Here is a 23,389-nt window from a genome sequence, read left to right on the forward strand (position 1 = left end):
CTTACGCGAAGTCACTGCGTTAAGCGTGCATTCAGCATTTGTCAGGTCGAACCAAACCCTGATTTCGGCATCTATAACCCGACTCGTCGTGGTTATCGCCGAGGGTGCCAGATCCAGAAGATCGGGCTCGATGGCTGACACTGCACTCTGCAATCCATATGAATTTGATAGGGAAGGAACACTACATGGCTCTTACTAAAGACCAACTGATCGCCGACATCGCTGAAGCTATCGACGCGCCGAAAACCACCGCGCGTAACGCTCTGGACCAACTGGGCCAAATCGTTGCCGATCAGCTGGAAAACGGCGGCGAAATCACCTTGCCAGGTATCGGCAAGCTGAAAGTGACCGAGCGTCCTGCCCGCACCGGCCGTAACCCTTCGACTGGCGCTGCCATCGAAATCCCTGCAAAGAAAGTGATCAAGCTGGTTGTGGCCAAAGGCCTGACCGACGCTGTGAACAAGTAAGACGCAGCGATAAAAAAACCGTGCTTCGGAGTGATCCGGGGCACGGTTTTTTTGTGTCTGTGATTTAGCGACTGAATCGCAGTGCCAATGTGGGAGCGAGCCTGCTCGCGAAAGCGGTAGGTCAGTCGATATTGAAGCTGACTGACACGCCGCCTTCGCGAGCAGGCTCGCTCCCACAGGGGATCTGCTGTGTGTTAGCGAACCCAGCGCTCGCGTCGCCAGATCTGCTGCTCGGACTTGGTCTGGAAGGTCCAGGCAACAAAGCGGCTCTGCTTCTGGCCCTGCGACATCTCCACGACCTGGCTCTCCAGCACGCCAGCCTTCTTCAGTGCGGTCTCGATGGCCGGCAGGTTCGAGGCCTTCGATACCAGGGTGCTGAACCACAACACTTTGTGCTGGAAGTTCGCACTTTCGGCAATCAACTGCGTCACGAAGCGCGCTTCACCGCCTTCACACCACAGCTCCGCCGATTGCCCACCGAAGTTCAGCACCGGCAGCTTGCGTTTCGGGTCGGCCTTGCCCAAGGCGCGCCATTTGCGCTCGCTGCCCTTGGTCGCTTCTTCCATCGAAGCGTGGAACGGCGGGTTGCACATGGTCAGGTCGAAGCGCTCGCCCGGCTCCAGCAAGCCGATGAGGATGTGTTTGCGGTTTTCCTGCTGGCGCAGCTGGATCACCTTGCTCAGATCGTTGGACTGCACGATGGCTCGCGCCGCCGCCACGGCTGTCGGGTCGATCTCCGAGCCGAGGAAGTGCCAACGGTATTCGCTGTTGCCGATCAACGGATAAACGCAGTTGGCGCCCATGCCGATATCCAGCACATTGACGATCGCGCCGCGCGGGACCTTGCCGTCGTTCATGCTCGCCAGCAGGTCGGCGAGAAAGTGCACATAGTCGGCACGCCCCGGAACCGGAGGGCAAAGATAGTCCGCCGGGATGTCCCAGTGCTGGATGCCGTAGAACGCCTTGAGCAGCGCCCGATTGAACACACGCACCGCGTCGGGGCTGGCGAAGTCGATGCTTTCCTTGCCGTACGGGTTGGTGATCACGTACTTGGCCAGTTCCGGCGTGGTCTTGATCAGCGCCGGAAAGTCGTAACGACCCTGATGGCGATTGCGCGGATGCAGGCTGGCCTTCTCGCGCGGCTCGACGGCTTTGCTCGGGGAGGCGGCGTCAGGCTTCTTGCGCGCAGGTTTGGGTGTGCGGGGGGCGGTCATGGGCGTGGTCGATTCGGGTATGGCTGAAAGTGGCGGGCATTGTCCCACATCTGAAGGCAACACCGTTCAAACTGTGGGAGCGAGCCTGCTCGCGAAGGCGGTTTCACATCCGGCAGATTTGTCGGCTGACACAGCGCTTTCGCGAGCAGGCTCGCTCCCACAGCGGACTCAAGGTTTTTCAGGAATAAAAAAGGGAGGCCACTTGGGCCTCCCTTTTTCAGTGCGGTTTGCCGTTACAGACTGGCAATCCGCGCGTGCTGCTCGGCCAGTTTGCCCAGGGCTTGTTCGGCCTCGGCCAGTTTGGCGCGTTCCTTCTCGATGACTTCGGCCGGGGCCTTGTCGACGAAACCGGCGTTGGACAGCTTGCCGCCAACCCGCTGGACTTCGCCCTGCAAACGCAGGATTTCCTTGTCCAGACGCGCCAGTTCGGCGCCCTTGTCGATCAGACCGGCCATCGGCACCAGCACTTCCATTTCGCCGACCAGTGCGGTGGCGGACAGCGGTGCTTCTTCGCCAGCGGCGAGTACGGTGATCGATTCCAGGCGCGCCAGCTTCTTCAGCAGCGCTTCGTTCTCGGTCAGGCGGCGCTGGTCTTCAGCGCTGACGTTCTTCAGGTAGATCGGCAGTGGCTTGCCCGGGCCGATGTTCATCTCGCCACGAATGTTGCGCGTGCCGAGCATCAGTTCCTTGAGCCATTCGATGTCGTTTTCCGCCGCCGGATCGATGCGCTCCTCGTTGGCCACCGGCCAAGGCTGCAGCATGATCGTCTTGCCCTGAATACCGGCCAGCGGCGCGATGCGCTGCCAGATTTCTTCAGTGATGAACGGCATGAACGGATGCGCCAGACGCAGCGCCACTTCCAGCACGCGCACCAGCGTCCGGCGAGTGCCGCGCTGGCGTTCGACCGGCGCGTTCTCGTCCCACAGCACAGGCTTGGACAGCTCCAGATACCAGTCGCAGTATTGGTTCCAGATGAACTCGTACAGCGCTTGCGCGGCGAGGTCGAAACGGAACTGATCCAGTTGGCGGGTCACTTCGGCTTCGGTGCGTTGCAGCTGCGAGATGATCCAGCGATCAGCCAGCGACAGCTCGTAGGCTTCGCCGTTCTGGCCGCAGTCTTCGCCCTTGTCCAGAACGTAACGCGCGGCGTTCCAGATCTTGTTGCAGAAGTTGCGATAGCCTTCGACGCGACCCATGTCGAACTTGATGTCGCGACCGGTCGAGGCCAGCGAGCAGAACGTGAAGCGCAGGGCGTCGGTGCCGTAGCTTTCGATGCCGTTGGCGAACTCTTCGCGGGTGGCTTTCTCGATCTTCTTCGCCAGTTTCGGTTGCATCAGGCCCGAAGTGCGCTTCTGCACCAGGGTTTCCAGGTCGATGCCGTCGATGATGTCCAGCGGGTCAAGGACGTTGCCCTTGGACTTGGACATCTTCTGGCCTTGGCCGTCGCGTACCAGACCGTGTACGTACACAGTCTTGAACGGAACCTGCGGCGTGCCGTCTTCGTTCTTCATCAGGTGCATGGTCATCATGATCATCCGGGCAACCCAGAAGAAGATGATGTCGAAACCGGTGACCAGCACGTCGGTGGAGTGGAATTTCTTCAGGAACTCGGTCTGCTCAGGCCAGCCCAGGGTCGAGAAGGTCCACAGGCCGGAACTGAACCAGGTGTCGAGTACGTCGTTGTCCTGTTGCAGCGCAACGTCCGGGCCGAGGTTGTGCTTGGCACGGACTTCGGCTTCGTCGCGACCGACGTAGACCTTGCCCGACTCGTCGTACCAGGCCGGAATCCGGTGGCCCCACCACAGCTGACGGCTGATGCACCAGTCCTGGATGTCGCGCATCCACGAGAAGTACATGTTTTCGTACTGCTTGGGCACGAACTGGATGCGACCGTCTTCAACGGCAGCAATCGCCGGCTCGGCCAGCGGCTTGGTCGATACGTACCACTGGTCGGTCAGCCACGGCTCGATGACCGTGCCGGAGCGATCGCCTTTCGGCGTTTTCAGATTGTGATCGTTGACACTCACCAGCAGGCCGGCGGCGTCGAACGCGGCAACGATCTGCTTGCGCGCTTCGAAACGTTCCAGGCCAGCGAACTCGGCCGGAATCTTGCCGTCGATGCTCTCGTTCAGCGTGCCGTCGAGGTTGAACACCTGAGCGGCAGGCAGCACGTTGGCGTTCTTGTCGAAGATGTTCAGCAGCGGCAGGTTGTGGCGCTTGCCGACTTCGTAGTCGTTGAAATCGTGGGCCGGGGTGATTTTCACGCAGCCGGTGCCGAATTCAGGGTCGCAATAATCGTCGGCGATGATCGGGATGCGGCGGCCAACCAGTGGCAGCTCGACGAATTTGCCGATCAGCGCTTTGTAGCGTTCGTCGTTCGGGTTAACCGCGACGGCGGAGTCACCGAGCATGGTTTCCGGACGGGTGGTGGCGACGATCAGGAAGTCATCGCCCTCGGCGGTTTTTACACCATCGGCCAATGGGTATTTCAGGTTCCACAGGAAGCCTTTCTCTTCGTGGTTTTCCACTTCGAGGTCGGAAATCGCCGTGTGCAGTTTGGTGTCCCAGTTGACCAGACGCTTGCCGCGGTAGATCAGGCCGTCTTCATGCAGGCGCACGAAAGCTTCCTTGACCGCTTCCGAGAGGCCGTCGTCCATGGTGAAGCGCTCGCGGCTCCAGTCGACGGACGAGCCGAGGCGACGGATCTGCCGGCTGATGTTGCCGCCGGACTGATCTTTCCATTCCCAGACTTTTTCGAGAAATTTTTCCCGGCCCAGATCGTGACGATTCTGGCCCTGGGCTTCGAGCTGACGCTCCACCAGCATCTGCGTGGCGATACCGGCATGGTCGGTGCCCGGTTGCCACAGGGTGTCGCGACCCTGCATGCGGCGGAAACGGATCAACGCGTCCATGATCGCGTTGTTGAAACCGTGACCCATGTGCAGGCTGCCGGTGACGTTCGGCGGCGGGATCATGATGGTGTAGGACTCGCCCGCGCCTTGCGGGGCGAAGTAGTTCTCGGACTCCCAGGTCTTGTACCAGGAAGTTTCAATGGCGTGCGGCTGGTAGGTCTTATCCATGCGCGGCGGGACCCTATTGGCATTTATTCAGGAAAAGCCGGGAAGTATAGCGGGGCGTGGTGCCGAGGGCGAGCGGGGGAGGTCGGGCGGAGATCTAAATGTAGGAGCTGCCGAAGGCTGCGATCTTTTGATCTTGTTTTTTGTGAAAGCAAAGTCAAAAGATCGCAGCCTTCGGTAGCTCCTACACCAGCGGCTTATTCGTACTGGCTGAGCAGCCGCTCCATCCGCGCATCCAGGCGACGTTTGATTTCGGTTTCGATGTGCGGGGCGAAGTCGTCGATCACGTCTTGCATGATCAATTGCGCGGCGGCGCGCAGTTCGCTGTCCAGGTGCAGCAAGGCATCCGGGCCTTTATCGACCGGTGCGGCAGCCGGGGCAGCCGGCGGCGCTGGTGGCGGCTCGACGGCCGCCGGCTGATTGCCGACGGAATCGAACAGCATCGGAATCTGTTCCTGTTCGCCGTCATCGACCGTATCGGTCAACAGCGGCGGTTGCAGGTTGTCATCGCCGAGCAACTGGCGGATCGATTCGAGATCGTCCAGCAGGTGTGCGGATTTCTGTTGCGGTTTCGGAGTGTCCATTGGAATGCTCAGAGTCGCTGTAAACGGTGGTCTTGCAGAGAATAGCCCTGTTCGCGGTAGAAACGGAAACTCTCCCGCGCCGCTGCGCGGATGGTCGGATCTTCCACCACCACTTCCGCCACGCGGGCGAATTTGCTGGCGAAGGCCGGGACTTTCAGATCGAGATTGACCAGCAGATCCTGGTGCTCACCGCAGTCTGCCCCGTGTCCCAGCACGATCAAACCGTCGGGCTCACTGTCGGCAGGGCCGTGAGGCACGAAACTTTCGCCCTTGAATGCCCACAGACGCGCATCGATATCGTCACGTTGGGCCGCATCGCTGCAATGCAGGTAGATGCGATGGCCCATGCGCCAGGCTTTCTCGGTGAGCTTGCAGGCGAAATCCAGACGCGCTGAAGGATCGGCGCTGGGCAGGATATAGAAGTCGACTTTGGTCATTGCGGTTCCAGAGCGGCAAGCGGCGTCACCCGAAAGTGGCGCCGCCGCCCATCAGCGGTGTCAGGCTTTGGCGCGATCGAGCAGGTACTGGGTCAGCAGCGGAACCGGACGGCCAGTGGCGCCCTTGTCCTTGCCGCCGCTGGTCCATGCCGTGCCGGCGATGTCCAGGTGCGCCCAGTTGAGGTTCTTGGTGAAGCGCGACAGGAAGCAGGCGGCAGTGATGGTGCCGGCCTTCGGCCCGCCAATGTTGGCGATGTCGGCGAACGGGCTGTCCAGCTGCTCTTGATACTCGTCGAACAGCGGCAGTTGCCAGGCGCGGTCGTCGGCAGCCTTGCCGGCGCTGAGCAGTTGGTCGATCAGTTCGTCGTTGTTGCCCAGCAGGCCGGACGTGTGTGCGCCCAGGGCCACCACGCAAGCACCGGTCAGGGTGGCGATGTCGATCACCGCTTGTGGCTTGAAGCGCTCGGCGTAGGTCAGCGCATCGCACAGCACCAGACGGCCTTCGGCGTCGGTGTTGAGGATTTCCACGGTCTGGCCGCTCATGGTGGTGACGATATCGCCCGGGCGCGACGCGTTGCCGCTCGGCATGTTTTCGGCGCAGGCGAGGATGCACACCAGATTGATCGGCAGTTTCAACTCAAGCACAGCGCGCAACGTGCCGAACACAGAGGCAGCGCCGCCCATGTCGTACTTCATCTCGTCCATGCCGGCGCCCGGCTTCAGGCTGATGCCGCCGGTGTCGAAGGTGATCCCCTTGCCGACCAGCGCGTATGGCTTCTCGGATTTCTTGCCGCCGTTGTATTGCATGACGATCAGGCGCGGTGGCTGGGCGCTGCCCTGGCCCACGGCGTAGAACGAGCCCATGCCGAGGGATTTGATCTTCTTCTCGTCGAGGACTTCGACTTTCAGATCCTTGAACTCTTTGCCCAGATTCTTGGCCTGTTCGCCCATGAACGTCGGGTGGCAGATGTTCGGCGGCAGGTTGCCCAGATCGCGGGTGAAGGCCATGCCGTTGGCGATGGCGGTGGCGTGGTTCACGGCGCGCTGCACTTCGGCTTGCGCAGCCTTGATGGTCAGCAGGGTGATTTTCTTCAGCGCGCGCGGTTCGGCTTTCTGGCTCTTGAACTGGTCGAAGGTGTAGCCGCCGTCGATCAGGGTTTCCGCCAGCAGGCGGGTCTTGCCGTAGCTGTCGCGACCTTTGACGATGACTTCATCCAGCGCCAGCACGGCATCACCGCCGCCCAGGCCTTTGAGGGTGTTGAGGATGCCGGCAACGATTTTGCGGAACGGACGGTCGCCCAGTTCTTCGTCCTTGCCCACGCCGACCAGCAACACGCGCTCGGCTTTCAGGTTCGGCAGGCTGTGCAGCAGCAGGCTTTGACCGACCTTGCCGGCCAGGTCGCCACGCTTGAGCACGGCGCTGATGGCACCACCGCTCGACTCGTCGACCAGTCTGGCGGCGACGCCGAGTTTGCGGCCTTCGCCGACGGCAACCACCAGGGTGGCGGTTTTCAACGTTTCTGGGCTAACGCTTTTTACAACCAGTTCCATGTCCGGATCCCTGAATGAATGGTCAACACGCAGGCGTTCGACGCTGTGCGCAGTCGCCTGCTTATAGATAGAAGAGGCGCAGGCCAAAGCCTGCGACAAGGGCCGCAGTTTGAACCTCGCTCCCCGCGCCTGACAACCCTCAGCAAAGGATTACAGAGATGGATGAGTGTGCGCAGTGACAGGCGCACCCAATCACAGGATAATGCCGCATCTTTTTTCGACCGCTCTGCATGGCGGGCCGGTCGATGTGTTTGCTTGTTTGGCCGCCTTAGCCTGACAACCCTGGAGTGTCTGGTTTGATCGTCTTCCGTTATCTGTCCCGCGAAGTCCTGTTGACCCTCAGCGCCGTAAGTGCCGTGCTGCTGGTCATCATCATGAGCGGTCGCTTCATCAAATACCTGGCGCAGGCTGCGGCCGGTCAGCTCGATCCGGGCTCGCTGTTCCTGATCATGGGCTTTCGTCTGCCGGGTTTCCTGCAACTGATTCTGCCGCTGGGCCTGTTCCTCGGGATCCTGCTGGCCTACGGTCGCCTGTACCTTGAAAGCGAAATGACCGTGCTTTCGGCCACCGGCATGAGCCAGCAGAAGCTGTTTCGCATGACCCTGTTTCCGGCGACGCTGGTGGCACTGGTGGTCGCGTGGCTGAGCCTCGGCCTGGCTCCGCAGGGCGCCAACCAGTTTCAGCTGCTGCTGAACAAGCAGGACGCGCTGACCGAGTTCGATACCCTCGAGCCGGGCCGCTTCCAGGCCCTGCGTGATGGCACTCGGGTGACCTACACCGAAACCCTGAGCGACGATCGCGTCAATCTCGGCAGCGTGTTCATCTCGCAGAAGAACCTCGGTGCCGATAAGAAGGACCGCGGGATTTCCGTACTGGTGGCCGAGTCGGGCCGTCAGGAAATCCGCCCCGATGGCAATCGCTACCTGATTCTCGACAACGGCTATCGTTATGACGGCAGCCCCGGGCAGGCCGATTACCGCGCCATTCATTACGAAACCTACGGCGTGCTGCTGCCCAAGCCGGACGTCAGCGAAGAAGTCACCGACCGTGACGCGATGCCGACCTCGTCCCTGTGGGGCAGCGACGACATTCGTTCGAAAACCGAACTGCAATGGCGTATGTCGCTGCCGTTGCTGGTGTTCATCGTGACCCTGATGGCGGTGCCGCTGTCGCGGGTGAATCCGCGCCAAGGGCGTTTTCTCAAGCTGCTGCCGGCGATTCTTCTTTATATGGCTTACCTGACCATCCTGATTGCCGCTCGCGGCGCCCTTGAAAAAGGCAAGATCCCGCCAGCCCTTGGCCTGTGGTGGGTGCACGCGATCTTCCTGGTGATCGGCCTCGGCCTGCTGTATTGGGAGCCGCTGCGCCTGAAGCTGGCCAGCCGTCGCAGCGCCGCGCTGGAGGTGGCCCGTGGTTAAACTCGACCGCTACATCGGCAGCAGCGTATTCATGGCGATCATCGCCGTGCTGGCGATCATCCTCGGCCTGGCGACGCTGTTTGCCTTCATCGATGAAATGGGCGACGTCAGCGACACCTACACCCTGGTCGACGTGCTCGGTTTTGTATTGCTGACCGCACCGCGCCGGCTGTATGAAATGTTGCCGATGGCCGCATTGATCGGCTGCCTCATCGGTCTCGGCAGTCTGGCCAGCAGCAGTGAGCTGACGGTCATGCGCGCTGCTGGCGTGTCGATCGGCCGTATCGTCTGGGCTGTGATGAAGCCGATGCTGGTGCTGATGCTCGCCGGCGTGCTGATTGGCGAATACGTCGCCCCGGCCACCGAAAGCATGGCCCAGGCCAATCGCTCGCTGGCCCAGGGCAGCGGCGATGCGCAAAGCGCCAAGCACGGTATGTGGCACCGTCAGGGTGAAGAATTCATCCACATCAACGCGGTTCAGCCGAACGGTCTGTTGTACGGCGTGACGCGCTATCACTTCGACAAGGAGCGCCATCTGCTCAGCTCCAGCTTCGCCAAGAAGGCCGAGTTCGACGGCACCAAGTGGCAGCTCACCGACGTTGCCACCACGCTGTTCCATGAGCGCAGTACTGAAGTGGTCAACAGTCCGAGCGAGGAGTGGGACGTGGCGTTGAGCCCGCAGCTGCTCAGCACCGTGGTGATGGCGCCGGAATCGCTGTCGATCAGCGGTCTGTGGGGCTACATCCACTATCTGGCGGAGCAGGGCCTGAGCAATGGTCGCTACTGGCTGGCATTTTGGGTCAAGGTGTTGCAGCCGCTGGTGACCGCCGCGCTGGTGCTGATGGCGATCTCGTTCATCTTCGGCCCACTGCGCTCGGTGACCCTTGGTCAGCGGGTCTTCACTGGCGTGCTGGTGGGCTTCACCTTCCGCATCGTCCAGGATCTGCTGGGGCCATCGAGTCTGGTGTTCGGTTTCTCGCCGCTGTTTGCGGTGCTGGTGCCGGCCGGCGTGTGTGCGCTGGCGGGTGTCTGGCTGCTCAGGCGAGCGGGCTGATGAACAAGCTTTCATTCAGCGCTTGAGCCCTGAAAACGCCTCGGTCGCCAGACCGGGGCGTTTTTGCATGCGATCCGGGTGACAGGCGAACGTGACGCTTGCGCCGTGTATCAGGTACAATTCCCGGCTATTTTTCGGCGGGCCAAGCCTGCAGCCTTTTTGAGTGTTGATCCGTGAGTGATTTGAGTCATATCCGCAATTTCTCCATCATCGCCCACATTGACCATGGCAAGTCGACGCTGGCTGACCGTTTCATCCAGATGTGCGGCGGCCTGGCCGAGCGTGAAATGGAAGCCCAGGTACTGGATTCCATGGATCTTGAGCGTGAGCGCGGGATCACCATCAAGGCCCACAGCGTTACCCTCTATTACAAAGCCAAAGACGGCATCACCTACCAGCTGAACTTCATTGACACCCCGGGCCACGTCGACTTCACCTACGAAGTCAGCCGTTCCCTGGCGGCGTGCGAAGGCGCCTTGCTGGTGGTCGATGCGGGGCAGGGCGTAGAAGCCCAGTCCGTGGCCAACTGCTACACCGCCATCGAGCAGGGCCTGGAGGTCATGCCGGTCCTGAACAAGATCGACCTGCCCCAAGCCGAGCCGGATCGCGTCAAGGACGAGATCGAGAAGATCATCGGCATCGACGCCACCGACGCCGTCACCTGCAGCGCCAAGACCGGCCTGGGTGTCGACGAAGTGCTCGAGCGTCTGGTGCACACCATTCCTGCGCCGACCGGCAACATCGAAGATCCGCTGCAAGCGTTGATCATCGACTCCTGGTTCGACAACTACCTGGGCGTTGTTTCCCTGGTACGCGTGCGCCACGGCCGTGTGAAGAAGGGCGACAAGATTCTGGTCAAGTCCACCGGCAAGGTGCACCTGGTCGACAGCGTCGGCGTGTTCAACCCTAAACACACCGCCACCGTTGATCTGAAGGCCGGCGAAGTGGGCTTCATCATCGCCAGCATCAAGGACATTCACGGTGCGCCGGTTGGTGACACCCTGACCCTGAGCTCCACCCCTGATGTGCCGGTGCTGCCGGGCTTCAAACGCATTCAGCCACAGGTTTACGCCGGTCTGTTCCCGGTCAGTTCCGACGACTTCGAGGATTTCCGCGAAGCGCTGCAGAAGCTGACCCTGAACGACTCGTCGCTGCAGTACACCCCGGAAAGCTCCGACGCCCTGGGCTTTGGCTTCCGTTGCGGCTTCCTCGGCATGCTGCACATGGAAATCATCCAGGAGCGCCTCGAGCGCGAATACGACCTGGACCTGATCACCACCGCGCCGACAGTAATTTTCGAGCTGGTGCTGAAAACCGGTGAAACGATTTACGTCGACAACCCGTCGAAGCTTCCGGATGTGTCGGCGATCGAGGACATGCGCGAGCCAATCGTGCGCGCCAATATCCTCGTGCCGCAGGAACACCTTGGCAACGTCATCACCCTGTGCATCGAGAAACGCGGCGTTCAGGTCGACATGCTGTTCCTCGGCAATCAGGTGCAAGTGACCTACGACCTGCCGATGAACGAAGTGGTCCTGGACTTCTTCGACCGTCTCAAATCCACCAGCCGCGGCTATGCTTCGCTGGACTACCATTTCGATCGTTACCAATCGGCTAATCTGGTGAAACTGGACGTGCTGATCAACGGCGACAAGGTCGATGCCCTGGCATTGATCGTGCACCGTGACAATTCGCACTTCAAAGGTCGCCAGTTGACCGAGAAGATGAAAGAACTGATTCCTCGTCAGATGTTCGACGTGGCGATCCAGGCCGCCATCGGTGGTCAGATCGTGGCCCGGACAACCGTCAAGGCACTCAGAAAGAACGTATTGGCCAAATGCTACGGCGGTGACGTCAGTCGTAAGAAGAAACTGCTCGAGAAGCAGAAGGCCGGTAAGAAACGCATGAAACAGGTGGGCAACGTGGAAATTCCACAGGAAGCCTTCCTCGCCGTGCTCAGGTTGGAATAATCAGGTCCTATGTCGCTAAATTTCCCGCTGTTGCTGGTCATCGCCGTGTTCGTCTGCGGCCTGTTGGCGTTGATTGATCTGCTGTTCCTGGCACCGCGTCGGCGGGCTGCCATTGCCTCCTATCAAGGCAGTGTCAGCCAGCCCGAGCCTGTGGTGGTCGAGAAGCTGAACAAAGAGCCGCTGCTGGTTGAATACGGCAAGTCGTTCTTTCCGGTGCTGTTCATCGTGCTGGTGCTGCGTTCGTTCCTGGTGGAGCCGTTCCAGATTCCGTCCGGCTCGATGAAACCGACCCTGGACGTCGGCGACTTCATTCTGGTGAACAAGTTTTCCTACGGCATCCGTCTGCCGGTGATCGACAAGAAGATCATCGAAGTCGGTGACCCGCAGCGCGGCGATGTGATGGTGTTCCGCTACCCGAGCGACCCGAACGTCAACTACATCAAGCGTGTGGTGGGCCTGCCGGGTGACACGGTGCGTTACACCGCCGACAAGCGTCTGTTCGTCAACGGTGAGTCGATCGCCGAGAAGATGGCCGGCGCCGAAGCAGGTTCGCTGGGCAGCGCGGAGCTCTATCAGGAAAAACTCGGCGCAGCCGAGCACCTGATCCGCAAGGAAATGAGCCGCTACCGCGCCACTCCGGACCGTTCGTGGACAGTGCCTGCCGGGCACTACTTCATGATGGGCGACAACCGCGACAATTCGAACGACAGCCGCTACTGGGATGATCCGAACATTCCCAAGGATCTGCTGGGCATGGTTCCCGACAAGAATATTGTCGGCAAGGCCTTCGCGGTCTGGATGAGCTGGCCAGAGCCGAAACTCAGCCACCTGCCGAATTTCTCGCGGGTCGGCCTGATCAAGTAATCAAACACGGCGCTGTTGACCACAGCGCCGAATGCATTTCTGGAGCCGGCACAATCGGCTTCGCAATCGCCAGGATCTATTTTTTGAACACAGCGTTAATTGTCCCAGGCCTGCGCCGTACCCCGGCGATGGCAGTGGAAACCAGCCACGAACTCAGCGTGGGTAAACCGTGAGCGTTTCTCTAAGCCGTCTCGAGCGCCAGCTCGGCTACACCTTCAAGGACCAGGAGCTGATGCTGCTGGCCCTCACGCACCGCAGTTTTGCCGGGCGCAACAACGAGCGTCTGGAATTCCTCGGTGATGCCATCCTCAACTTCGTCGCTGGCGAGGCGCTGTTCGATCGCTTCCCGCTGGCCCGCGAAGGCCAGTTGTCGCGTTTGCGCGCGCGGCTGGTAAAAGGTGAGACGCTGGCCGTACTGGCTCGCGGTTTCGACCTCGGCGATTATCTGCGCCTGGGTTCGGGGGAACTGAAGAGCGGTGGTTTCCGCCGTGAATCGATTCTCGCCGATGCCCTCGAAGCTCTGATCGGTGCGATCTACCTCGATGCCGGCATGGACGTCGCCCGCGAGCGCGTACTGGCGTGGCTGGCCGGCGAATTCGAAGGCCTGACGCTGGTCGACACCAACAAGGATCCGAAAACCCGCTTGCAGGAACACTTGCAATCGCGCGGTTGCGAACTGCCACGCTACGAAGTGGTGGATATTCAGGGCGAACCGCACTGCCGTACCTTCTTCGTCGAATGCGAAGTGGTCTTACTGAATGAAAAAAGCCGAGGTCAGGGTGTGAGCCGTCGTATTGCCGAACAGGTAGCGGCCGCCGCAGCACTGATTGCCCTGGGCGTGGAGAATGGCAATGACTGATACAAACGCAACTCGCTGTGGCTACGTTGCCATCGTCGGCCGTCCCAACGTCGGCAAGTCGACGCTGCTCAACCACATCCTCGGGCAGAAGCTCGCGATCACCTCGCGCAAGCCGCAGACTACCCGCCACAACATGCTCGGGATCAAGACCGAGGGCGACGTCCAGGCGATCTACGTCGACACTCCGGGCATGCACAAGGGTGGCGAAAAGGCCCTGAACCGTTACATGAACAAAACCGCTTCGGCGGCGTTGAAAGACGTCGACGTGGTGATCTTCGTCGTCGACCGCACCAAGTGGACCGACGAAGATCAGATGGTGCTCGAGCGTGTGCAATACGTGACCGGCCCGCTGATCGTCGCGCTGAACAAGACCGATCGCATCGAAGACAAAGCCGAGCTGATGCCGCACCTGAGCTGGTTGCAGGAACAGCTGCCAAATGCGCAGATCATTCCGATTTCCGCGCAGCACGGGCACAACCTCGAAGCGCTGGAAAAGGTCATCGCCGATCACCTGCCGGAGAATGATCACTTCTTCCCGGAAGACCAGATCACCGACCGCAGCAGCCGTTTCCTTGCCGCCGAACTGGTGCGCGAGAAAATCATGCGCCAGATGGGTGCCGAGCTGCCGTACCAGATCACCGTCGAAATCGAAGAATTCAAGCAGCAGGGCAAGACCCTGCACATCCACGCGCTGATTCTCGTCGAGCGTGACGGCCAGAAGAAAATCATCATTGGCGACAAGGGCGAGCGCATCAAGCGCATCGGCACCGAAGCGCGCAAGGACATGGAGCTGCTGTTCGACTCCAAGATCATGCTCAACCTGTGGGTCAAGGTGAAGGGCGGCTGGTCCGATGACGAGCGCGCGCTGCGTTCGCTGGGTTATGGCGATCTGTAAGTAGCGATCTCGAGAACACCGATACTCACTGTGGGAGCGAGCCTGCTCGCGAAGAGGATGTAACATTCAGCATTGATGTTGACTGTCACTCCGCTTTCGCGAGCAGGCTCGCTCCCACAGTGGTTTTGGGTTGTATGTAAAACCGCGTTTCTTCATCGAGAACTCAATGTCGCAAAACCCGCCTCCCGCCCAACCCGCCTATGTCCTGCATTCGCGCGCCTATCGCGAAACCAGCGCACTGGTCGATTTCCTCACGCCGCAAGGTCGGCTGCGGGCGGTGTTGCGCAGTGCGCGGGGCAAGGCCGGGACGCTGGCGCGGCCGTTCGTGGCGCTGGAGGTCGAGTTTCGTGGCAAGGGCGAGCTGAAGAATGTCGGGCGCATGGAGAGTTCTGGCACCTCTGCGTGGCTCAACGGCGAGGCGCTGTTCAGCGGCCTCTATCTCAACGAGCTGTTGATTCGGCTGTTGCCTGCCGAAGATCCGCATCCGGCGGTGTTCGATCATTACGCCGCGACCTTGCTGGCGCTGGCCGAAGGTCGACCACTGGAACCGTTGCTGCGCTCCTTCGAATGGCGATTGCTGGATGATCTCGGCTACGGCTTCTCGATGAACACTGACATCCACGGTGAGCCCGTCGCTGCTGACGGTCTCTATCGCCTGCAAGTCGATGCCGGGCTCGAAAGGGTGTATCTGCTGCAGCCAGGCCTGTTCAACGGTGCCGAGCTGCTGGCCATGGCCGAAGCCGACTGGTCGGCGCCCGGTGCGCTGTCGGCGGCCAAGCGTCTGATGCGCCAGGCGCTGGCGGTGCATTTGGGCGGGCGTCCGCTTGTCAGTCGCGAGCTGTTTCGCAAGCCCTGATATGCTGTGCGCCGAATCTCTCAATTCAGGAGCGCATCCGTGACCAGCAGCAATCGCATTCTTCTCGGCGTGAACATCGACCACGTCGCCACCTTGCGTCAGGCCCGTGGCACGCGCTACCCGGATCCGGTCAAGGCGGCGCTGGATGCAGAAGAGGCGGGCGCCGATGGCATCACCGTGCACCTGCGTGAAGACCGTCGGCACATCCAGGAGCGCGACGTACTTCTGCTCAAGGATGTGCTGCAAACCCGCATGAACTTCGAAATGGGCGTCACCGAAGAAATGATGGCTTTCGCCGAGCGCATTCGCCCGGCGCACATTTGCCTGGTCCCGGAAACCCGTCAGGAACTGACCACCGAGGGTGGCCTGGATGTAGCGGGGCAGGAGGAGCGAATCAGGGCTGCGGTCGAGCGCTTGTCGAAAATCGGCAGCGAAGTGTCGCTGTTCATCGACGCCGACGAGCGCCAGATCGCCGCCTCCAAGCGCATCGGTGCACCGGCCATCGAGCTGCACACCGGGCGCTACGCCGATGCCGAAACTCCCACCGAAGTGGCTGAAGAGCTCAAACGCGTCGCTGATGGCGTGGCGTTTGGACTGGCGCAGGGCCTGATCGTCAATGCCGGGCACGGCCTGCATTACCACAACGTCGAGGCCGTGGCGGCGATCAAAGGCATCAACGAACTGAACATCGGCCACGCGCTGGTGGCGCATGCGTTGTTCGTGGGCTTCAAATCTGCTGTGTCGGAAATGAAAGCGCTGATCCTGGCTGCTGCTCTAAAGGGCTAAGATCAAAAGATCGCAGCCTTCGGCAGCTCCTACAGGTGTACACATAACCCTGTAGGAGCTGCCGAAGGCTGCGATCTTTTGCTTTAAAGAGGGGCGGGCTCTTGCGCCGGTTTCGACTTGTCGATCGCCGGCACATGCAGGTTGCCCTCGGCCACCTGATCGCCCTCAAGCTGCGGCTGGGTCACCCAGGTCAGGATGTCGTAGTAGCGACGGATGTTCGCCACGAAGTGCACCGGTTCGCCACCGCGGGCGTAACCGTAGCGGGTCTTGCTGTACCACTGCTTCTGCGAGAGGCGCGGCAGGATCTTTTTCACGTCCAGCCACTTGTCCGGATTCAAGCCTTCCTTCGCCGCCAGTTTGCGCGCGTCATCCAGGTGACCGCTGCCGACGTTGTACGCCGCCAGGGCGAACCAGGTGCGATCCGGTTCCTGGATCGAATCGTCGAGCTGATCTTTCATATAAGCCAGGTACTTGGCACCGCCCATGATGCTCTGCTTGGGATCGAGGCGGTTCGACACGCCCATCGCCTGCGCGGTGTTCTGGGTCAGCATCATCAGACCGCGCACGCCGGTTTTCGAGGTCACCGTCGGCTGCCACAGGGATTCCTGATAGCCGATGGCGGCCAGCAGGCGCCAGTCGACTTTCTCTTTCTTCGCGTAATTCTTGAAGTGCTGTTCGTATTTCGGCAGGCGCTGCTGCAAGTGCTGGGCGAAGGTGGTGGCGCCCATGTAGCCAAGCACATCGACATGGCCGTAGTAGCGGTCTTTCAGGCGTTGCAGGGTGCCGTTCTTCTGCACCTTGTCCAGATAGGCGTTGATTTCATTGAGCAGGCTGTTGTCTTCGCCCGGGCCCACCGCCCAGCTCTGGCTGCGCGCGTCGCCGAGGTCGAAGGCCACGCGGATGTTGGTGAAGTACACCTGATTCATCGCCACTTCGTTGGAGTCGACCAGGGTCAGGTCAATCTGGCCTTCATCGACCATGCGCAGCAGATCGACCACTTCAACGGCGTCGGATTCATCGTATTCGATGCCGGGATATTTCTGTTTCAGCGCGGCCAGTTGTTCGGCGTGGGTGCTGCCCTTGAGCACGGTGATCTTCTTGCCGACCAGATCCGCCGGATCTGTAGGGCGCGACTGGCCGTTGCGGTAGATGATCTGCGGGGTGACTTCGAGGTAGGAGTGGGAGAACCGCACCTGCTTCTTGCGTTCATCGCTGCTGACCAGACCGGCGGCCGCGAGTACCGGGCCGTTCGGCTTGCCGACCTGGTTGAACAGGTCATCGAGATTGTCGGCCGTCTCGATCTTCAGCTCGACGCCCAAATCGTCGGCGAAGCGCTTCACCAGCTCGTATTCGAAGCCGGTTTCACCGCTGCGATCCTGAAAGTAGGTGGCGGGGCTGTTGCGGGTAACCACGCGCAGCACACCATCCTCCTTTACGCGCTCGAGTGTGTTGGGTTTATCAACACAGCCACCGAGCATCAGGAAGAGTCCGGTTGCGATCAGCCATTTGGCGTATCGCGGACGCAAAGCCGTTGGGAAAAACATCTGCGCAGTATACGCAAACGGCCACGAGCGCCATATCTCGACAGCGTAGGACTAGTCTGCTAGCGATCACAAATCCGAGCGAAATCCCTTGAATACGGGCCTTCAGGGCATTTTGTTACAGTAAAAATAAGCCATGCTGAAACGCTCGATTTACCTGACCCCGAAGGCAGAAACACAGATTGCTACCCGAGTGCAACCGTGCGTAGCGTTTCGGGTGATGTTGAGGTCGGTTTAGGCTAGAATGCACGGCCTCAAAGCACACCCCTTCCCGAGGCTGTCCCGAAGATGTTGATCCTGCGCGGCGCTCCTGCCCTTTCTGCCTTTCGCCACAGCAAACTCCTTGAGCAACTGAGCCAGAAGGTTCCAGCTGTCAGTGGCCTGTATGCTGAATTCGCTCACTTCGCCGAAGTCACCGGCGTCCTGACCGGCGACGAACAGCAGGTGCTAGCGCGCCTTCTGAAGTACGGCCCAAGTGTTCCGGTTCAAGAGCCGACCGGCCGTCTGTTTCTGGTGTTGCCGCGTTTCGGCACCATCTCGCCGTGGTCGAGCAAGGCCAGCGACATCGCCCGCAACTGCGGCCTGAGCAAGATCCAGCGCCTGGAACGCGGTATCGCCTTCTATGTTGCAGGGCAGTTCAGCGAAGCCGAAGCCCAGCTGATTTCGGACGCGCTGCATGACCGCATGACCCAGATCGTGCTGGCCAACCTCGAGCAGGCCGCCGGTCTGTTCAGCCACGCCGAGCCGAAGCCGCTGACCGCCATCGACATCCTCGGTGGCGGCCGCGCCGCGCTGGAAAAGGCCAACACCGAGCTGGGCCTGGCCCTGGCCGAAGACGAGATCGACTATCTGGTCAACGCCTTCAACGGTCTGAAGCGCAACCCGCACGACATCGAACTGATGATGTTCGCCCAGGCCAACTCCGAGCACTGCCGCCACAAGATCTTCAACGCCAGTTGGGACATTGACGGCCAGAGCCAGGAAAAAAGCCTGTTCGGCATGATCAAGAACACCTATCAGATGCACAGCGAAGGCGTGCTGTCCGCTTACAAGGACAACGCTTCGGTGATTGTCGGCAACGTTGCCGGCCGCTTCTTCCCGAACCCTGAAACCCGCCAGTACGGCGCGGTGCAGGAGCCGGTGCACATCCTGATGAAGGTTGAAACCCATAACCACCCGACCGCGATTGCCCCGTTCCCGGGCGCATCCACCGGTTCCGGTGGCGAGATCCGTGACGAAGGTGCAACCGGTCGCGGCGCCAAGCCCAAGGCCGGCCTCACCGGTTTCACCGTATCGAACCTGCAGATCCCGGGCTTCGAACAGCCGTGGGAAGTGCCGTACGGCAAGCCTGAGCGCATCGTCACCGCGCTGGACATCATGATCGAAGGCCCGCTCGGCGGCGCTGCGTTCAACAACGAATTCGGCCGTCCGGCCCTGACCGGCTATTTCCGTACCTTCGAACAATCGATCACCACCCCGCACGGTGACGAAGTTCGCGGTTACCACAAGCCGATCATGCTGGCTGGCGGCATGGGCAACATCCGTGAAGAGCACGTCAAGAAAGGCGAGATCGTGGTCGGCTCCAAGCTGATCGTGCTCGGCGGCCCGGCGATGTTGATCGGTCTCGGTGGCGGCGCGGCTTCGTCGATGGCCACCGGCACCAGTTCGGCGGATCTGGATTTCGCTTCCGTGCAGCGTGAAAACCCTGAAATGGAGCGTCGCTGCCAGGAAGTCATCGACCGTTGCTGGCAGCTCGGCGACAAGAACCCGATCAGCTTCATCCATGACGTTGGCGCGGGCGGTCTGTCCAACGCTTTCCCGGAACTGGTCAACGACGGCGATCGCGGTGGCCGTTTCGAACTGCGCAACATTCCAAACGACGAGCCGGGTATGGCCCCGCACGAAATCTGGTCCAACGAATCCCAGGAACGTTACGTGCTGGCGGTCGGCCCGGAAGACTTCGAGCGCTTCCAGGCGATCTGCGAACGCGAGCGTTGCCCGTTTGCCGTGGTCGGGGAAGCCACTGCCGAACCGCAGCTTACTGTCACGGATAGCCACTTCGGCAACAACCCGGTGGACATGCCGCTGGAAGTGTTGCTGGGCAAGGCGCCGCGCATGCACCGTTCGGTGGTTCGTGAAGCCGAGCTGGGCGATGACTTCGATCCGTCGAACCTCGACATCAGCGAGTCCATCGAACGCGTTCTGCATCATCCGGCCGTGGCCAGCAAAAGCTTCCTGATCACCATCGGCGACCGCACCATCACCGGCCTCGTCGCCCGTGACCAGATGGTTGGCCCATGGCAAGTGCCGGTGGCCGACGTTGCTGTCACCGCCACCAGTTTCGACGTCTACACCGGTGAAGCCATGGCGATGGGCGAGCGTACTCCGCTGGCTCTGCTGGACGCGCCGGCATCGGGCCGCATGGCCATCGGCGAAACCATCACCAACATTGCTGCCTCGCGGATCAACAAGCTCTCCGACATCAAACTGTCGGCGAACTGGATGTCGGCGGCCGGTCACCCGGGCGAAGACGCGCGTTTGTATGACACCGTGAAAGCGGTCGGCATGGAGCTGTGCCCTGAGCTGGGCATCACCATTCCGGTGGGCAAGGACTCGATGTCCATGGCCACGCGCTGGAATGACAATGGCGAAGACAAGACCGTCACTTCGCCGATGTCGCTGATCGTCACCGGTTTCGCGCCAGTGGCTGACATCCGTCAGACCCTGACCCCGGAACTGCGCATGGACAAGGGCACCACCGACCTGATCCTGATCGACCTCGGTCGCGGCCAGAACCGCATGGGTGCATCGATCCTCGCGCAGGTCCACGGCAAACTCGGCAAGCATGCGCCGGACGTCGATGACGCTGAAGACCTGAAAGCCTTCTTCGCAGTGATCCAGGGCCTCAATGCCGACGGTCACCTGCTGGCCTACCACGACCGTTCCGACGGTGGTCTGCTGACCTCCGTGGTGGAAATGGCCTTCGCCGGCCACTGCGGTCTGAGCCTGAACCTGGACAGCGTTGCCGAATCCGCTTCGGAAATCGCCGCGATCCTGTTCAACGAAGAACTCGGCGCAGTGATCCAGGTTCGCCAGGACGCCACCCCGGACATCCTCGCGCAGTTCAGCGCCGCCGGTCTGGGCGACTGCGTGTCGGTGATCGGTCAGCCGATCAACAATGGCCAGATCAACATCACCTTCAACGGTGACACCGTGTTCGAAGGCCAGCGTCGTCTGCTGCAACGTCAGTGGGCCGAAACCAGCTACCAGATCCAGCGACTGCGCGACAACGCCGACTGCGCCGAGCAGGAATTCGACGCGCTGCTGGAAGAAGACAACCCGGGCCTGAGCGTCAAGCTCAGCTACGACGTCAATCAGGACATCGCCGCGCCTTACATCAAGAAAGGCATCCGCCCACAGGTTGCCGTGCTGCGTGAGCAGGGCGTCAACGGTCAGGTGGAAATGGCCGCCGCATTCGACCGCGCCGGTTTCAGCGCGATCGACGTGCACATGAGCGATATCCTCGCCGGTCGTGTCGACCTCAACGAGTTCAAAGGCCTGGTGGCCTGCGGCGGTTTCTCCTACGGCGACGTGCTCGGCGCCGGTGAAGGCTGGGCCAAGTCGGCGCTGTTCAACAGCCGCGCCCGCGATGCGTTCCAGGGCTTCTTCGAACGTAACGACAGCTTCACGCTGGGCGTGTGCAACGGTTGCCAGATGATGTCCAACCTGCACGAGCTGATCCCGGGCAGCGAGTTCTGGCCGCACTTCGTGCGCAACCGCTCCGAGCAGTTCGAAGCGCGGGTAGCGATGGTGCAGATCCAGGAATCGAATTCGATCTTCCTGCAGGGCATGGCCGGTTCGCGCATGCCGATCGCCATCGCCCACGGTGAAGGGCATGCCGAGTTCGCCAGCGAAGAAGCACTGCTGGAAGCCGATCTGTCCGGTTGCGTGGCGATGCGTTTTGTCGACAACCACGGCAAGGTCACCGAAGCCTACCCGGCCAACCCGAACGGCTCGCCGCGCGGGATCACCGGTCTGACCAGCCGTGACGGTCGCGTGACGATCATGATGCCGCACCCGGAGCGTGTGTTCCGCGCGGTGCAGAACTCGTGGCGTTCGGAAGACTGGACCGAGGATGCTCCTTGGATGCGCATGTTCCGTAATGCGCGCGTCTGGGTGAACTAAGGCCTGTGTACAAGCTGGCGTTTTTTGTTCCTGACAGTCATGTCGAGGTGGTCAAAGGGGCTGTGTTCGCTGCCGGTGGTGGGCGGATCGGTGACTATGACCACTGTGCGTGGCAGGTGCTTGGCTCTGGTCAGTTTCGACCGTTGGACGGCAGTCAGCCGTTTGTCGGTCAGGCGGGGCAGGTTGAGCGGGTTGAGGAATGGAAGGTTGAGCTTGTCGTTGCGGATGAGTTGATTGTGGCTGTTGTGGCGGCGTTGAAACTCAGTCATCCGTATGAGACGCCGGCTTATGAGGTGTGGCGGCTGGAGGATTTCTGATCTTCTTTGCTGCTGGAACGGGAGACCCGCAGATGAGTGATTGTCTGCGGGTTTTTTGTTGGCCTTGGTTTTGTTTTGATTTGGGTGAATATCCGTTGCTTCGGGTGTGGCGGCTGGCGGTTTCGCCCTTACGGCGAGTCACCTTTTTCAAACGCCAAAAAGGTAACCCAAAAGGCTTGCTCCTGCGTTCGGCCCTCGCAGGCTCGGGTTCCTTCGCTCCGGGACTGATCCGGGCGCAGCGGCTCCGGTTTGCTTCGCTGTACCTCCTTCCGCTGTGTTCGACTTCGTCGAACGGTCGCTGCGCTCCCACGCCCGGATCAATCCCTCCACTCAGCCTTCCGACGTCGCCGGTGGATCAAGATCAAGAGCAGGCGAGCTGACACTCGGCCTATTGAGTGGTGAAGAGCGGGTGTTCGGCGTTATTTTTGTTGTGGATTTGCCCCTCACCCCAGCCCTCTCCCGAGGGAGAGGGGGCCGATTTTGTGTGGTTTGCAAATCCTGAGTTCAACTCGGACTTTCACGTCGGCGTACCTCGCCTGAACAACTCGGTCAGTCCCCTCTCCCTCTGGGAGAGGGCTAGGGTGAGGGTGGCGATCTGGAGTGTGTTTAAAGCGGTATCTGAGTTCGCAGAACCTTCCCACAAGGTTTTCAGGTTGTCCGTCGGACGCGCGATCTCTAGTCTTTTGGTGTCGCCGAAACTTCGGCGATCGGGTGTGAGAACCCTTAGGAACTGTTAATCCACAATCAGTACCACCATAATCGCCGCCGGCATTCCTGCTGTCTGCATTGTTATGGCGGCTGTGTGCGGGCGGACTTCGGTCCGGCCGGGCTTGTTCCTACCGGTTTCTCACCCCGCACACTGCTGCCACCACTCCGCCGCGTGAGAAACGGCAAGTGATTGGCTATTGATTAGGAACGTATCAATGTCAAAACCTGTGCCTGATCCACCATACGAACCCTCCCCCCTCGAACAAACCATCCGCGCCGACGACCTCGCGAAAAACCGCGAAGCGATCAAGCGGGCTCTGGATTTTTACCTGTGCCCGCAACCTGGCAAGGCGCACCCGCCCAGCACCATGTTTCTCATCCAGCCGGAAATCGACACCGAAACCCTGCTCGCCCATGCCTGTGAATCGCTCGCTTCAGCCAACACTCTGGCCAGTGATTTCGCTGATCAGTTGGGGCGACCGCAGCGCAATACGGCGCTGGCGATTCAGCAGATCATCATGCTCGCTGAGCTGGCGGTGAACCGTGCGCTGGATCGGGTGGATCCTCAGGCATGAAAAAACCACTGGGCCGTCAAGCCCAGTGGTT

Annotated in this window: 18 protein-coding genes; 12 read left to right on the forward strand and 6 right to left on the reverse strand. The window is 60.8% G+C overall.

Going from position 1 to position 23,389, the window contains the following annotated elements; all coding sequences use genetic code 11:
- The first annotated feature begins 185 nt into the window (after positions 1 to 185).
- Positions 186 to 467: an HU family DNA-binding protein gene (locus NF676_RS05475; RefSeq protein WP_003221909.1), complete on the forward strand. Its 282-nt coding sequence runs from the start codon at positions 186 to 188 to the stop codon at positions 465 to 467.
- Between the two features lie 194 nt (positions 468 to 661).
- Here the strand turns inward: NF676_RS05475 and rlmF are convergent, their stop codons facing one another.
- The 5 genes from rlmF to NF676_RS05500 form a co-directional block, all read right to left on the reverse strand.
- The gene (gene rlmF / locus NF676_RS05480) at positions 662 to 1,681 is read right to left on the reverse strand and encodes a 23S rRNA (adenine(1618)-N(6))-methyltransferase RlmF (protein ID WP_016771571.1); all 1,020 of its coding nucleotides are present in this window, start codon (positions 1,679 to 1,681) and stop codon (positions 662 to 664) included.
- 233 nt (positions 1,682 to 1,914) lie between these two features.
- Positions 1,915 to 4,761, reverse strand: a complete 2,847-nt coding sequence (locus tag NF676_RS05485; protein ID WP_252887367.1) for a valine--tRNA ligase — start codon at positions 4,759 to 4,761, stop codon at positions 1,915 to 1,917.
- A gap of 194 nt (positions 4,762 to 4,955) precedes the next feature.
- Positions 4,956 to 5,342 (reverse strand): hypothetical protein, encoded by a 387-nt coding sequence (locus NF676_RS05490; RefSeq protein WP_056783087.1) that lies wholly within the window; start codon positions 5,340 to 5,342, stop codon positions 4,956 to 4,958.
- Between the two features lie 8 nt (positions 5,343 to 5,350).
- Positions 5,351 to 5,779 (reverse strand): DNA polymerase III subunit chi, encoded by a 429-nt coding sequence (locus tag NF676_RS05495; protein ID WP_252887368.1) that lies wholly within the window; start codon positions 5,777 to 5,779, stop codon positions 5,351 to 5,353.
- A 60-nt stretch (positions 5,780 to 5,839) separates the two neighbouring features.
- Complete coding sequence (locus NF676_RS05500; protein ID WP_252887369.1) at positions 5,840 to 7,330, reverse strand: leucyl aminopeptidase; 1,491 nt, start codon at positions 7,328 to 7,330, stop codon at positions 5,840 to 5,842.
- Between the two features lie 296 nt (positions 7,331 to 7,626).
- On the opposite strand from NF676_RS05500, the gene lptF reads away from it, so the two are divergent.
- From lptF to pdxJ, 8 genes are all read left to right on the forward strand, one after another.
- Positions 7,627 to 8,748, forward strand: coding sequence for an LPS export ABC transporter permease LptF (gene lptF, locus NF676_RS05505; RefSeq protein WP_016771566.1), 1,122 nt, complete (start codon positions 7,627 to 7,629; stop codon positions 8,746 to 8,748).
- Positions 8,741 to 9,802, forward strand: coding sequence for an LPS export ABC transporter permease LptG (gene lptG / locus NF676_RS05510; protein ID WP_056783092.1), 1,062 nt, complete (start codon positions 8,741 to 8,743; stop codon positions 9,800 to 9,802). The genes lptF and lptG overlap by 8 nt, the downstream gene beginning before the upstream one ends.
- Positions 9,803 to 9,975: 173 nt before the next feature.
- Entirely contained in the window at positions 9,976 to 11,772 is a 1,797-nt protein-coding gene (lepA, locus tag NF676_RS05515; protein ID WP_016771564.1) for a translation elongation factor 4, read from the forward strand.
- A gap of 9 nt (positions 11,773 to 11,781) precedes the next feature.
- Complete coding sequence (lepB, locus tag NF676_RS05520; protein WP_056783094.1) at positions 11,782 to 12,636, forward strand: signal peptidase I; 855 nt, start codon at positions 11,782 to 11,784, stop codon at positions 12,634 to 12,636.
- 169 nt (positions 12,637 to 12,805) lie between these two features.
- On the forward strand, positions 12,806 to 13,495 hold the full coding sequence (gene rnc, locus NF676_RS05525) for a ribonuclease III (RefSeq protein ID WP_024011703.1): 690 nt from the start codon (positions 12,806 to 12,808) through the stop codon (positions 13,493 to 13,495).
- Positions 13,488 to 14,390, forward strand: coding sequence for a GTPase Era (gene era / locus NF676_RS05530; protein WP_016771562.1), 903 nt, complete (start codon positions 13,488 to 13,490; stop codon positions 14,388 to 14,390). The genes rnc and era overlap by 8 nt, the downstream gene beginning before the upstream one ends.
- 166 nt (positions 14,391 to 14,556) lie before the next feature.
- Complete coding sequence (gene recO / locus NF676_RS05535) at positions 14,557 to 15,246, forward strand: DNA repair protein RecO (RefSeq protein WP_150636220.1); 690 nt, start codon at positions 14,557 to 14,559, stop codon at positions 15,244 to 15,246.
- A gap of 39 nt (positions 15,247 to 15,285) precedes the next feature.
- Positions 15,286 to 16,032: a pyridoxine 5'-phosphate synthase gene (gene pdxJ, locus NF676_RS05540; protein WP_095180437.1), complete on the forward strand. Its 747-nt coding sequence runs from the start codon at positions 15,286 to 15,288 to the stop codon at positions 16,030 to 16,032.
- An 83-nt stretch (positions 16,033 to 16,115) separates the two neighbouring features.
- On the opposite strand, the gene mltF is transcribed toward pdxJ, so the two are convergent.
- Positions 16,116 to 17,576 (reverse strand): membrane-bound lytic murein transglycosylase MltF, encoded by a 1,461-nt coding sequence (mltF, locus tag NF676_RS05545; RefSeq protein WP_150742849.1) that lies wholly within the window; start codon positions 17,574 to 17,576, stop codon positions 16,116 to 16,118.
- 285 nt (positions 17,577 to 17,861) lie between these two features.
- Between mltF and purL the strand changes: the two genes are divergently transcribed.
- The 3 genes from purL (at position 17,862) to NF676_RS05560 (ending at position 23,358) form a co-directional block, all read left to right on the forward strand.
- On the forward strand, positions 17,862 to 21,758 hold the full coding sequence (gene purL / locus NF676_RS05550) for a phosphoribosylformylglycinamidine synthase (RefSeq protein WP_095180438.1): 3,897 nt from the start codon (positions 17,862 to 17,864) through the stop codon (positions 21,756 to 21,758).
- 5 nt (positions 21,759 to 21,763) lie between these two features.
- Positions 21,764 to 22,075 carry a YqfO family protein gene (locus NF676_RS05555; RefSeq protein ID WP_041479517.1) on the forward strand — a complete coding sequence of 104 codons (312 nt, stop codon included), beginning with the start codon at positions 21,764 to 21,766 and terminating at the stop codon, positions 22,073 to 22,075.
- 923 nt (positions 22,076 to 22,998) lie between these two features.
- Positions 22,999 to 23,358, forward strand: a complete 360-nt coding sequence (locus tag NF676_RS05560; protein ID WP_056783103.1) for a DUF6124 family protein — start codon at positions 22,999 to 23,001, stop codon at positions 23,356 to 23,358.
- Positions 23,359 to 23,389 lie beyond the last annotated feature (31 nt).

This window comes from Pseudomonas siliginis (genome assembly GCF_024072275.1).
Classification (GTDB): domain Bacteria; phylum Pseudomonadota; class Gammaproteobacteria; order Pseudomonadales; family Pseudomonadaceae; genus Aquipseudomonas; species Aquipseudomonas siliginis.